This is a genomic window from Bacillus sp. CDB3 (assembly GCF_002081505.1).
GTDB classification, from domain to species: Bacteria; Bacillota; Bacilli; order Bacillales; family Bacillaceae_G; genus Bacillus_A; species Bacillus_A cereus_AT.
Window position 1 is genome coordinate 59280 of the sequence record NZ_ALBR01000026.1, and the last position, 14039, is coordinate 73318.

A 14039-nucleotide genomic window follows, 5' to 3' on the forward strand; every position below is an offset into this window, starting at 1 on the left:
ATTACGGATGGATCTTACGTTTAAAGTAGAGGAAACATGTTTTAATTACCGAGTTGGAGCAATTTGTAAACAAGGTAATAAAATCCTTATTTTGCAAGGTGACGGTGAAGATTTTTGGTATGTACCAGGCGGAAGAGTGAAAATGCTAGAAAATAGTGAGGATGCGTTAAAACGAGAGCTTGCAGAAGAACTAGGTGTTCCTATTAAAGGGAAGAGATTGATATGGTCAGTAGAAAATTTCTTTACACTTTATGAGCGAAAGTTTCATGAGATTAGTTTTTATTATGAAGTAGAGCTGCATGAATTGCCTGCAAATGGAGCGGATCAATATATTTTGGAAGAAGAGGGTAGAACGTATTTGTTTAAGTGGGTGCCGGTAGAAGAGTTACATGCATATAACGTACAGCCTGCATTTATAAAAGAGAAAGTAAAGGATATAGCAGTTCATACAGAACATATCGTTTTACAAAAGTAAATGTATTCGGAGGGAGAAAAGAGTGAAGGGGACTAAAAAAGAGATACATATAGATAATAAAGTAATTCGTTACACACATATTGAAAAGGGTTGTAATACGGTTTGCTTTATGTTCTCAGGTTCAGGATACAATTATGATAAGCCGTTGTTTTTTTATTCGACGATGCTTATGCTTGAACATAAAATTGATGTTGTACATATTCATTATTCCTATGATGGACAATTAATGAATAAACCAATGGAAGAAGTAACGAAAGTAATGATGGATGATATTAATCCTATAATGAATGAAGTATTAAAAGATGAGCAATACAACCATACTATGTTTTTAGGGAAATCACTCGGAACAATCCCAATTGCAAATGATTTAATGAAGAGAGAAGAATTTTTACAGTCAAAAATGATATTATTGACACCGTTACTAACGTTTGATTCGATTTTTGATTCAATCTTACATAGTCATCACGAAGGGCTTTTAGTAATTGGAGACAAAGATCACCAATACAATGCAGATCAAATTGATCAATTACATAAAACGAATTTAAAGATTGAGGTTGTGAAGAACGCAAACCATTCTTTAAATGTTGGGGAACTTGAAACAGAGAATTCAATTGTAGCAATAGCAAAAGTAATAGAAACACTTGAAGATATAATTAGAGTTTGAATGGATTATTTTTGTTAAAATACATGCAAAAGAGGTGCTTCATGCATCTCTTTTTTATGTTCAAATTTCAATGGGTTTTTTCAATGTATCAACCTTAATTCTTAATTATTTTAATTTGCCTCTCTACTTCAATTACAGAAACTCCCTGAACAGAAATTGAATTCCTATGAAGTAAAGTCCACATTAAATAGGAATATTACTTTTCTTTTTCCTATAAAAAGCGGATAACAATTTTAAGTAGTAGTTATTACAATTTAAATACGGAAAATTCAGAAAAATTTCAGAAACTTGAGAAAGGATAATTGGAAGCGTTTACTAGTTGTGGAGTACAAGAAAGGGAAAATTCCTATATAAGGGGGCTATTAAGGTGAAATCGATTAACCCGATGAAAGTGATAGATGAGAGTCGTATCCATTCCATGCATATTTGGTTAATATTTTGGCTATTTATCGTAATTGCATTTGATGGATATGATGCTGTTATTTATGGAGCAACTGTACCTTCGCTTATTAAAGAGTGGGGAATATCAGATGTTACAGCAGGGGCGATTGGTAGTTGTACAGCTATAGGAACGGCAATTGGTGCTGCTTTCTTCGGTTTATTAGCTGATAAAATAGGTCGTAAAAATATTATACTAGTAACTACAATCTTATTTAGTCTATTTACATGTTTAGCCGGTTTTGCGAACGGTCCTGTAATATTTGCTATTTTTCGTGTTATAGCGGGTGTAGGACTTGGCGGAGTTATGCCGAATGTAATTGCTATAGCAACAGAATTTTCGCCAAAACGAATTCGAACTGCTATCGTATCTTTTATTTTTTGCGGGTATTCAATTGGAGCAATGGCGGCGGCACTTACAAGTCGTTCCATTCTTACGACAGCAGGATGGGAGCTTGTTTTTTGGTTAGCGGGAGTTCCATTATTGTTTATCCCGTTTTTAATGAAAAGTATTCCTGAGTCTGTTGGTTTCCTATTAATGAAAGGAAAAATAGAAGAAGCTAAAAAAGTAATAGCTAAGGTAAATCCACAATTAAGTAAAGATGTGACAATTGAATTTACAAAACCACCAACTAAAGAAGCCGGTTCTCCTGTTGTTAAGTTATTTGAGGAAAAGCGCGCCGTAAGTACAATTATGTTTTGGATTTCATGTTTTAGTGCTTTCGTACTCATTTACTCTATGAGTACATGGTTACCAAGGCTTATGATGCAGTCAGGATACGATCTCAAATCAAGCCTCACATTTACAGCTGTCATGCAAATCGGAGCTATTATTGGAACACTCATATTCGGCCCAATAGTAGATAAAATTGGATTTAAAAAAGTACTTGTCCCATTATTTTTCTGTGGAGCAATTGCGTTATCACTCATTGGATTTGTAAATAATATGTTTATTGGATTTTTGTTAATTTCAGTCATTGGTGCTTCTTCTGTCGGACTACAAAATATGTCAAATGCATTTGTTTCTCAATATTATCCTAGTAATATGCGCTCAACAGCGGTAGGAAGTACAATGGCTTTTGGGCGTCTTGGAGGTGTGGTAGCTCCAACTTTGGTAGGTATTCTTCTTTCCATGCATTTATTGCCTCAATATAATTTTGCAGCAATTGCAACTGCTGCTGTAATTGGTGGCATAGCATTGTTATTTGTGAAAGAAGAACATGGAATTTATTATAAAGAGAAAAAAGAAATCGCTAGTGGAAATAACAATGTAACTACAGCCAAATAGTGAATAATCAATCCCGGGGATATATTTCTTCGGGATTCGTATTTGTTTAGTTAATAGTTAGAATATTTACTTTTATTTTGTGTGACGTTTCTTATACAATAGAGAGAAAAGGTGAAATGGGGGATGGGGCGTGTCTAGTAATAAGAGAGAGAGATTAATGAAAAGAATAGAATATCATTTGCGAAATACATCACGCCAGCTTATTAAAATCGATACGGAAGAAGAGGCGCTTCAGTATTTAACTCATTCCTTTTGTGCAGAATTACATTGTGATTTCGTCGCTGTAATTTTTAATGAAGGTGGACAGTTTTTACCAAAAGCTTGGAGTGGTAATTTAACTTCTTTAGCTTCAGCGTTTCCACTTCATTCTGATGAATGTTCCTCCAAACTACAATATCAAAGCATGACAGATCAAACGGCAGATTTACCAGAAGTGTGTCTTCTATCTGAAACATTGAAAAGTGCTGGGGTAGAGACTTGGTTCACTGTCCCATTAAAAGATGATATCCAGCATTTTGGTTTTTGTGTTGTTGCATTTTCAAGTTACGTGCCACTTTTAGATATGGAAATATCATTTGAAGAGTTTGGAAGAGATATAGCAGTGGCGATAGCTGTGGCTAGACAAAAAGAATCGCAGTTGAAAAAGATTGAAGGTTTTGGATGGATTAGTAAAAACCTGTCGTTAGATGTTCCGTTAGAAAAGCATGTTTATGAGGTAACTTCTAAAGCCGGAAATGAAACAAATTCGAATTTTGCATGTGTTTATTTATATAACGAGACTGAAAACTGTTTTGTTTTTCAAGCACCTGCATATGGAGAAATGAGAAAGCCATACAAAATTATGGTTGAGGATAAATATGTATTAAAAGAACACTTTCCATTTTTTGAAACGATTGGTGGTGAACAGTATACTGCCCCAATCGTTATTGATATGAAACCAATTGGAGTATTGCATGTTGAAAAGGAATGCGAAGGTTTTTTTACAGAAGCAGATGCAAAATCACTTGAAATGATTGCAAATCATTTAGCAACCATACTAGATAATGCAAGGTTATATAATGGTGAGAAAGAACATAAGCAACGTCTTCATTTTCTATTAGATTATCAGCAAGCATTATTAAAAGAAACGGTCGATGATAATAATTTTGAAGGCATTACAACAATGCTGGGTAGTTTGTTTCAAGATACAGTATTTATTTTTGATAGATTTATGCAACCTATAGCATATAATGATGAAAATGGTGGGCGTATAGCAGAACATTTATCTGAATTGGCGAGAGAAGAACGAAAACAACAACGAATAACAGATACTTTCCAAATTAATGATCCGAATAATAGTGAAAATTGTTTTTCGTTTTGGATTATTAATGGGGGCGGTAATTTTTTAGGGTATTTAGCAGTGCGAAGAACGATTGGAGGCATGGATGAATTTGATCAATTAACGATTGATTTAGCTCGAAATATATGCTCAATCCAGTTTATTAAGCAAAAACTCGTTCTAGATACGAAAGAACAAATGAAAGATAGCTTTATTAGTAAATTACTAATTGAAAAAATTGAGGATCGAGATAATATTTTACAATATGCTAACTTGTATCAGTGGAACCTTTTCAAACAACATCGAGTAGCTGTATTATCCATTTCACTTGATGAGGAAGAATTAAAGAAAGGGAACTTACTCGAACACCAAGCGAAAAAGTCGCTTATATGGGATTTAATTAAGACTCGTCTTCCAGAACTAGGGACAGGTATTTTTGCAGTATCCCATAATGATGAGCAAATTTTAATTGTTCCAATAGATGAACAGAAGAAGGAAGCTGATATATTTTGGGAAACGGTGTTTTATAGTATTCAAAAATGGATTAACTCATCACCTATTGGATGTCGTGTTTTGTTAGGAATTGGTGGTGTTACAAAACATTTGGAAGACTATTATATTAGTTACCAGCAAGCCATGCAGGCTCTAAATATTTTAGCTAGCCGATTCCGCAAAAAGGGGTATGCGCTATTTGAAGATCTAGGTTCTTATGCCATTTTACATCATTTGAATCATTCAGCAGCTGTAGACCTTTTTATTAAGAAACAAATTGGTCCGCTCCTTGAATATTCAGAAGGGAAGAATATAGATTTGTATAATACACTACATGTATTTTTACAAAATAATGGAAATGTAAAAAGTGCTGCCAAAGAGCTCTTTATTCACCGGAGCTCACTCTTGTACAGGCTTGAAAAGATAGAGTCACTCATTTCGGTTGATTTAAATCATGCAGAAGTGAGATTTAATTTAATGATGGCGTTAAAGCTATATGATATGCATGGTGAAGTAGTAGGGAATTGAAGTTTATACTTTAAGTAGAGTACTAGCTTAAATTCGATAAAAAGAGTTTTCTCTATAAAACGAAACCTTTTTTATTTTTATATAATTGTTTTTCAAAACTTGTTACACTATATAGGTATATAAAGGAATTATAGATTTGAAGGTGATTTGTATGAAGAAATATAAAATAGGAGAAGTAGGAAAGGAATTTGGAGTTTCAATAGATGCTTTAAGGTTTTATGAAAAGAAAGGATTCCTAAAACCACAAAAAGATAAAGATAATGGTTTTAGATTTTATACATATGAGGATTTTGGAGTGTTTTTAGCAATTAGAAGCTTTCGACAAATGGGTTTTCATGTGAAAGAAATTGGATCGATTTTTAACGGCTTAGAATATGATGACATAATGAAAAAATGTGTTAATAAAATAGCTGAAAAAAATGAAGCGATAAAACAATTAGAGATAGAAACAAAACAAATAAATGAATTTATTAACTTATTACAAGAATATAAACAAGAAGATAGACGATGGGTTATAAAACAAACTGGCACTTATTATTTTCTCAAACATGTTCATTTAAATGATGGAGCGCTATGTGTAAATCCTCTATTAAAAGAATGGTTAAATTTCTTGCCAACAGTTTCTCCAGCATTATGTATTCCACTTGAAGATTATAAAATGAAGGATATAGATAATAGTTACTGGGTAATGGCCATATCTGAATTAAAGATGAAAGAGTGCCAATTACATATTGATGATACAGTTTTTCAAATAGATATGGGAGAGTGCTTGCATTATTTATATGAAAAAGATGTAAATGAACCGATATCATCGTTGATATTTGATGAAGCACTACATATAATGCAGGAACAGGGATACTCTCTTAACGGAGATATTTTATGTCGATACGTTTGCGAAACAAAGAGTCAAGAAAAAACAGATGAACATTATATTATTATGATTCCTGTTATTAAATTAAACCGTATAAAGTGACATAGTAAATGTGAAGTAGAGAACGAAATGAAGAAATGCATGTAATTGTTAGACATAGTCTACAATTACATGCATTTTTTTTGAAACAAAAGAACTTTTACTCGGTGCTCAATTAAGTTTATACAAAAAAATGAATTAATTAAATTAAGCTATTGACCCTAGTCTTAGACCATAGTTTATATTGAAATTATGAAGTAAGCGTTTACAAAAACGAAATATAAAACGCTTAAATAAATTATTGGAGGTTTTTAATATGAGAAATATCGTACTTTTATGTAATGCAGGTATGTCTACAAGTATGTTAATGAACAAAATGAGAGGATATGCAGAATCAACAGGGTATAACTGTGAAATTAATGCTTATGCACTAACAGAAGCGAAAAATGTTGGTCCGGCAGCTGATGTAATTTTATTAGGGCCACAAGTTCGATATGCCTTAAATACTGTGAAAAGTCAATTGCCAGAAAAGACAATTGAAGTTATTGATATGGCAGCTTACGGCATGCTAGATGGGAAAAAAGTAATTGAGCGCGTGAAAACCATTTTAGGTGATTAATAGTTATACACCGGGAATGATTAACGAGCTTTATACGACTTATGTCAGTTTTGAAAAGTACATATTTTGAGGGGGTCATCGTCTGAAAAAGATAAAGAAATTTCCAATTTTATGTATGGTAATAGGGAGCCTGACAGGTGGTTTGGTGCTTTCAGGATGTTCATCAGAAAGCAAAGATAAGGCTTTAAAAGATTCAGATATAACACTTATAACGAATGTTCTTCCGTATGGAGAAGTAGGAGCTACTGTCGTTTGTGATTTTGGAGATACAATAGATAGCTCAAAATTAACAAACGATAGTTTTAAAGTTGAGGTGGAAGTGAATGGGAAGCCTCAAAATAGAAAAATAACGAAAGTGTATACAAATAATAAAGCTGAGGTATCAGAGACTTCAAAAGACGGACAATACGTCGTGATTGAATTAGATGAAAACGATAAATATGCATCTACCTCAACATTTAATGAAGAAAAATTTTTAAGTACAAGAGATAATTTAGATTATAAGTTATCTCTTACGAAAGAAATTAAAACAAAAGAAGGCGCAACCTTTAAAGCATCTGAAAAGAAAAATAAAATTTCAAATGTAGTTACTCCTGTTGTGGATGACTTTAAAAAAGGGGTCTATCAAGATGCTTCTGGAAGCAAAATGCAATACAGACTTTTTGAGCCTAAAAAAGAGCCTAACAAAAAATATCCGCTAGTTTTATTTTTACATGGATCAGGTGAACGAGGAAATGACAACTATATGCAAGTCGTAGGAAATGAGGGCGCTGTAGCGTGGGCTAATCCAGAACAGCAAAAGAAAAACCCTGCATATGTGTTAGCTCCTCAGGTTGAAGCCGCTGAAACCCTTACAGCGTATTGGACCGAGGAACCAAACTATACTACGATGTTTAATTTACTAAAAGAAACCATCGATAAATATGATATTGATAAAAATCGCATATATGTTGTTGGTATGTCCAATGGTGGAATTGGCACTTGGAATGTTATTAAGAAGAACCCGAATCTTTTCGCAGCTGCTGTTCCGATTTGTGGAATAGGAGATTTGCCGGGAAATCAGCTAGTTGGTGAATATGAACCAATGCAAGATACTTCGGTATTCAAGGATATTAAAGATATGCCAATTTGGGTCTTCCATGCAGAAGATGATCCACTGGTTGATGTGAAATATAGCAGAGATGCTGTACAAGCGATTAAAGAACTAGGGGGTTCTTCTATCAAATATACAGAATACCCAACTGGAATCGTTAAACCAATGGGGCACTTCTCTTGGGTACCAGCTTTACAAGATAAAGAGATGATAAATTGGTTATTTAATCAGTCAAAATAACTGATTACATTAATTCATTAGGAAATAATCATTCTATTACCGATATTGCCCATAAGGAGATTATACGATGAATAAAAAAATAGTATCGTTTTGCTTAGTAGCTTCTTTGGCAGTTTCCTTGTTTGGATGTTCTCCTAATAAGGCAGAACAAGCTAAGGAGAAAAAAGAAGAAAAACCAGTTGAATTTTATTTAGTAAGACATGGAAAAACGATGTTAAATACGACTGATAGAGTACAAGGATGGGCAGATGCACCACTTACAAAAGATGGTGTTGCAGTAGCAGAGAACCTTGGGAAAGGTTTGAAAGAAGTTAAGTTTGAAAAGGCATATAGTAGCGATAGTGGACGTGCGGTAGAAACAGCGAAAATTGTGTTAGATCAAAGTGGAAATAAAGATATGAAAATCAATCAAAGTAAAAATTTGCGTGAAGCATGTTTCGGTGAGTTTGAAGGGGAATTAAATCATACTTTTCGGGAAAAACTTGCGCAAGCTAATAATATGACCTATGAAGAATTTATGAATAATTTCGACATCGATATTATGCAAAAAACTGCAGCGAAGATTGATAACAGTAAACAGGCTGAAGATACTGAAACAGTCACAAAGAGAATGAAAAAAGAAGTTGATAAAATTGCAAAAGAAGTAGCAGAAGATGGCGGCGGTGAAGTCCTTGTTGTATCACATGGTATATCTTTAATGGATTTATTATATTCAATATCTCCTGAATCTTTAAATGAGGTTGAAGAAGGGTTAGGAAATGCAAGTGTTTCAAAAGTTGTATATAAAGATGGGAAATATAAAGTTCAATCTGTAAATGATATGAGCTACGTAGAAAAAGGAAAAAAGTAAATTAATTAAAAGTCAGAAATGTTGGAGGTAATTATGAAGCTGTTAGAAGGGATAAGAAACGGATTAGAAAGAATCATCACACCACTAACAAATTATCTCGGAAATAGTAAAGTAGTAAATGCTATTACATCAGGGATGATGATGACAATTCCTGTTACGATCGGTGTTACATTGTTTGCTATTTTAGGTAATCTACCATTTGAAGGGTGGAAAGAATTTTTAATTCAAATTGGTTTGTATACGCACATGCAAGACATGATTAGTGCGACACTTAGATTGTTAGCAGTATATATGGTTGTCATTATCGCTTATTCTTATGTGAAAGAAGAAGGCATGAACGGAATGACAGCTGCTGTTATAGCATTAGGTAGTTTCTTATGCTTAATGCCAATGTCAATTAAGATTGGAGAAGAGCAAGTTCCAGCTATTTTAAATCAGTACCTAGGTAGTGATGGTATATTCGTTGCCATGTTTGTCGGCGTGTTTACTGGTAAATTGTACTGTGCATTAAAAAGAAAAAATATTGGAGTGAAATTACCAGAATCGGTACCACCTATGGTAGCTGATGCGATTAATCCTGTATTTATTTCAATCATCATTTTCACACTTATCTTCTTTATTAGAGTAATATTTGGCTATACTCCTTATGAAAATATTTTCAACTTTGTAAGTCAAGTAATCTCGTTACCTGTAAAATTCATTGGATCGTCTGTATGGTCAGTAATTGCTATCTTTACATTCATGAATATATGTTGGTTCTTCGGTTTACACCCAGCACCAATCATAAATGTATGGTATAGTGCGACAGCTCCATTATTTACAGCAGCTATTACAGCTTTCGCTTCAGGAACACCTTTTGCAGAAATTCCTTATTTAGGATTTAGTTTAATGCATTTTGCAGTTGCCATTGGTGGAACAGGAAATACGTTAGGTTTAGCAATAAATCTACTATTTGCGAAGTCACAGCAATATAAATCACTTGGGAAAATCGGTATCGTCCCAAATATCTTTAATATTAATGAGCCGATTGTATTTGGATTACCGCTTGTTCTGAATCCAATCTACTTTATTCCATTAGTAGCATCTTCAATAGTTGGCGGGTTAATTTGTATCGTATTCCTTAAAATCACGGGAATTTTATCTACCTTTAACCCACTTATTGAATTGCCATGGGTAACACCAGCACCATTTGCAGCTTATATTTCTGGTGGTTGGTTACTATTCATCATGACAGTATTAATTATTATCTCTCAAATTCTATTATATTATCCGTTCTTTAAAATGGGAGATAAGAAAGCTTATGAGGCAGAACAACAAGCGGCGACACAGCAATAATCATGTATCCCGCAAAAGCCCAATTAGTGTTGGCTAGTAATCAGTGGGGATGAACAAAACCCCGCTGATTGTTTTTTCGAATTATAAAAATAAAAAAATGTTAGGAGAATTGTTATGGAACAAAATGAATTAGTAGTATTTCAAATTATATCAACGGTAGGTAGCGCACGATCTTCGTATATTGAAGCGATTCAAGAAGCGAAAATGGGTAACTTTGAACAAGCAAGACAATTAATGAACGAAGGTAGTGAAACTTTTATTGAAGGCCATAGAGCACATGCTGGATTGATTAGTAGAGAAGCAGCTGGTGAAAAAGTAGAAGTAAGCTTATTGTTGGCGCATGCAGAAGATCAATTAATGAGTGCAGAAGGATTTAAAATCATTGCAGAAGAGCTTATAAGTGTTTATGAAACATTTTTAGTGAAACAAAATTAATAGAAATAAACGATAACAATACTATTTTTGAAAGGGAAAGGTAAATATGCTCAATACTACATTTAAAAAAGACTTTTTATGGGGCGCTTCGACAAGCGCCTATCAAGTAGAAGGTGCCTATAATGAAGATGGAAAAGGCCTTTCTGTTCAAGATGTGAAAGTTATTCCTGAAGGTACATCAGATTTCAAAGTTTGTAGTGATCATTATCATCATTTTAAAGAAGATGTGAAACTTTTTTCTGAATTAGGACTGAAAGTATATCGCTTTTCTATAGCTTGGACTCGAATTCTTCCAAATGGCACGGGAGAAGTGAATGAAAAAGGTATCACATTCTATAGTAATCTTATTGATGAATTGCTGAAGCATGATATCGTACCGTTAGTAACGATGTATCATTTTGATTTACCGTATGAATTAGAGAAAAAGGGTGGCTGGAGTAATCGTGCTACCATTGATGCTTTTGTTACATATTGTGAAATCCTTTTTGAACGTTTTGGAGATCGAGTAAAGAATTGGTTAACGATTAATGAACAGAATATGATGATTTTACACGGTGGGGCTATTGGTACATCTGTATTATCTCAAAAAGAGTTATATCAACAAAATCATCACATGCTTTTAGCAGAGGCAAAGGTAACAAACTTATGTCATAAGATGATACCTGATGCGAAAATTGGTCCAGCACCAAATATTAGTTATGTGTATCCGAAAACATGTAAGCCGAATGATATAATTGCAGCTCAAAATTGTAACGCAGTTCGTAATTGGCTATATCTAGATATGGCTGTATATGGACGATATAACAATATAGCGTGGAATTTCATGAAAAGCAAAAATATAGAACCAGTCATTCTAGAGGGAGATATGGAGATTCTAGCTAGTTCAAAACCCGATTATATAGCTTTTAACTATTATTCTTCTATTACTGTTAGTGAGTATGATGAAAACTTTGTAATCGATGATGCTGGTGATCAACAAATTGAAGTAGGTGAAGAAGGATTCTTTATGGGTGACGATAATGAATTTCTAGAATTAACCGATTTCGGTTGGGAGATTGATCCAATTGGCTTCCGGGCTACATTAAGAGAAGTGAATGATCGTTATCACTTACCAATTATTATTACAGAGAATGGAATAGGTGCTTACGACAAAGTAGATGAAGATGGATCCGTACAAGATCATTACCGAATTGATTATTTGAAAAAACATATTGAACAGATGGAATTGGCAATTGCAGATGGAGTGGATGTAATGGGTTACTGCCCTTGGGCTGCAATCGATTTAATTTCTACGCATCAAGGTTTCAGAAAAAGATATGGTTTTATTTATATAAATCGTGATGAAGACGATTTAAAAGATTTAAAAAGAATAAAGAAACAGAGCTTCTATTGGTATAAAGAAGTTATTTCATCAAATGGAAAAGAACGATAACATATAGTTTCGAAATTCACATCATAGAGTGCGTACCTCAAGAAAACATTATTTATCTTGAGGTGCGCACTTTTTGTATGAAAAATAACTGTACTTCTCACTAAATGGAAAATAAAGCGGTTTGAACCGAAATGAATACCATCAAAATGTATGAAAGAAATATATGCATTTCCTACACTATGTACATACAAAAACTTTTTGGATATAGATATAATTTATTTACAGAATATTTAAAAATTTATTCAAGGAGGTAGCAAAATGGCAATTCAAACAATTGGCATTGTCGGTGCAGGATCTATGGGTTCTGGCATTGCAAATTTAGCTGCATTACATGGATTTACGGTTATTTTACATGATATTGAAGAGCGTTATTTAGATAATGCAATACAACGTATGAATGGTTTTATGACTAAGAGTGTTACAAGAGGAAAGATGACGGAAGAAGATAAAGAAAAGGCGCTTGGCCGAATTCGAATCACTACAACTTTAGAAGATATGAAAGATGCGGATGTAGTTATTGAAGCCGTGTTAGAGAAGTTAGATTTGAAGAGGGAAGTGTTTGCAGCTCTTGATCGAATCGTTCCTGAAGGGGTTATACTTGCAACAAATACTTCATCTATGTCGATAACAGAGATTGCTTCAGCAACGAATCGTCCAGAACGTGTGGCAGGTATGCATTTCTTTAACCCTGCACAACTTATGAAACTTGTAGAAGTTGTTCGCGGCTATAAAACGAGTGATGAAACAGTCGAAGAATTGAAAGCGTTATCTAAAAAACTTTCGAAAGAACCAGTTGAAGTAAAGAAAGATTCACCTGGATTTATTGTAAATCGAATTATGATTCCGCAATTTATTGAAGCAATTAAATTGCTTGAAGATGGGGTTGCATCTGCAGAAGATATTGATAAGGCTGTTACACTTGGCCTCAATTATCCGATGGGGCCGTTTACACTACAAGATTTTGCAGGTGTAGATATTGGGTATCACGTGATGGAGTACTTCAAAGAAGAACTAAATAATGATCAATACGCGCCGCCGCTTCTTTTAAAACAGCTAGTTAGAGCAGGTAGACATGGCAAAAAAACAGGTGCAGGTTTTTATGATTATGAATAAAGAATGGGGGATTAAGTTATGAATTATGAGTTTTTAATTTGTGATATTGAAAATAAAGTTGCGATCGTTACAATTAATCGACCGCCTGTAAATCCGTTGAATACACAAGTGTTTCATGAACTTTCCAGTCTATTTGGTGAACTAGAAGCCAATGAAGAAGTGCGAGTTATCGTTCTTACAGGAAGCGGAAGGAAGGCATTTGTTGCAGGCGCTGATATTAATGAAATGGTAGCACTTGATCTTGTCGGTGTAACCAAAATGAATAAAACTTCACGAACGGTATTTAGCAAAATTGAAAATATGTCAAAACCAGTTATTGCTGCGATAAATGGATTAGCTCTTGGTGGCGGTTTTGAACTTGCACTCGCATGTGACTTACGCATTTGTTCGGATCAAGCAAAATTCGCCTTTCCAGAAGTAGGACTTGGAATTATTCCTGGAGGCGGAGGAACACAGCGTCTTCAAAAGGTTGTCGGCCAAGGTATAGCAAAAGAATTACTTTATTTCGGAGATATGTTTGATGCAGAGCGTGCTTTCAGTTTACATATTGTCAACAAAGTAGTACCTGCGGAAGAGTTGTTTGAGTTTGCAAAGGAATGGGCATATAAATTGGCAAAAAAACCACCAGTAGCACTTCAAATGTTAAAAACGGCAGTAAATGTAGGAAGTAATGCTGATCTTGAAACAGGCTTAATCATTGAAAGTACCTGTTTTGGAAATGCTTTCGCAACAGAGGATCGTAAAGAAGGATTACAAGCATTCGTTGAAAAAAGAAAACCAGTTTATTTAGGGAAATAATGAGGTGAAAA

Annotated in this window: 13 protein-coding genes; all 13 read left to right on the forward strand. The window is 34.0% G+C overall.

All coding sequences use genetic code 11. From position 1 onward, the window contains the following. Positions 1-7 precede the first annotated feature (7 nt). The 13 genes from CDB3_RS09070 (at position 8) to CDB3_RS09130 (ending at position 14028) form a co-directional block, all read left to right on the forward strand. Positions 8-475, forward strand: coding sequence for an NUDIX hydrolase (locus tag CDB3_RS09070; protein ID WP_128854205.1), 468 nt, complete (start codon positions 8-10; stop codon positions 473-475). A gap of 22 nt (positions 476-497) precedes the next feature. Beyond that, positions 498-1139, forward strand: coding sequence for an alpha/beta hydrolase (locus CDB3_RS09075; protein ID WP_128854206.1), 642 nt, complete (start codon positions 498-500; stop codon positions 1137-1139). A 367-nt stretch (positions 1140-1506) separates the two neighbouring features. After that, positions 1507-2865, forward strand: a complete 1359-nt coding sequence (locus tag CDB3_RS09080; RefSeq protein WP_128854207.1) for an MFS transporter — start codon at positions 1507-1509, stop codon at positions 2863-2865. Between the two features lie 130 nt (positions 2866-2995). Next, positions 2996-5203 (forward strand): helix-turn-helix domain-containing protein, encoded by a 2208-nt coding sequence (locus CDB3_RS09085; protein ID WP_128854208.1) that lies wholly within the window; start codon positions 2996-2998, stop codon positions 5201-5203. Between the two features lie 151 nt (positions 5204-5354). After that, complete coding sequence (locus CDB3_RS09090) at positions 5355-6176, forward strand: MerR family transcriptional regulator (protein WP_128854209.1); 822 nt, start codon at positions 5355-5357, stop codon at positions 6174-6176. A 253-nt stretch (positions 6177-6429) separates the two neighbouring features. Next, positions 6430-6732 (forward strand): PTS sugar transporter subunit IIB, encoded by a 303-nt coding sequence (locus CDB3_RS09095; protein WP_128854210.1) that lies wholly within the window; start codon positions 6430-6432, stop codon positions 6730-6732. 145 nt (positions 6733-6877) lie between these two features. Next, the gene (locus tag CDB3_RS09100; RefSeq protein ID WP_256869712.1) at positions 6878-8065 is read left to right on the forward strand and encodes a prolyl oligopeptidase family serine peptidase; all 1188 of its coding nucleotides are present in this window, start codon (positions 6878-6880) and stop codon (positions 8063-8065) included. A 67-nt stretch (positions 8066-8132) separates the two neighbouring features. Continuing rightward, complete coding sequence (locus CDB3_RS09105) at positions 8133-8915, forward strand: histidine phosphatase family protein (protein WP_128854212.1); 783 nt, start codon at positions 8133-8135, stop codon at positions 8913-8915. Between the two features lie 33 nt (positions 8916-8948). Then, a complete protein-coding gene (locus CDB3_RS09110; RefSeq protein WP_128854213.1) occupies positions 8949-10250 on the forward strand; it encodes a PTS sugar transporter subunit IIC in 1302 nt (433 codons plus the stop codon). 114 nt (positions 10251-10364) lie between these two features. Beyond that, a complete protein-coding gene (locus CDB3_RS09115; protein WP_128854214.1) occupies positions 10365-10685 on the forward strand; it encodes a PTS sugar transporter subunit IIA in 321 nt (106 codons plus the stop codon). 46 nt (positions 10686-10731) lie between these two features. Continuing rightward, entirely contained in the window at positions 10732-12117 is a 1386-nt protein-coding gene (locus CDB3_RS09120) for a glycoside hydrolase family 1 protein (RefSeq protein ID WP_128854215.1), read from the forward strand. A 258-nt stretch (positions 12118-12375) separates the two neighbouring features. Further along, a complete protein-coding gene (locus CDB3_RS09125) occupies positions 12376-13230 on the forward strand; it encodes a 3-hydroxyacyl-CoA dehydrogenase family protein (protein WP_128854216.1) in 855 nt (284 codons plus the stop codon). An 18-nt stretch (positions 13231-13248) separates the two neighbouring features. Then, complete coding sequence (locus CDB3_RS09130; protein WP_128854217.1) at positions 13249-14028, forward strand: enoyl-CoA hydratase/isomerase family protein; 780 nt, start codon at positions 13249-13251, stop codon at positions 14026-14028. Positions 14029-14039: the final 11 nt, after the last annotated feature.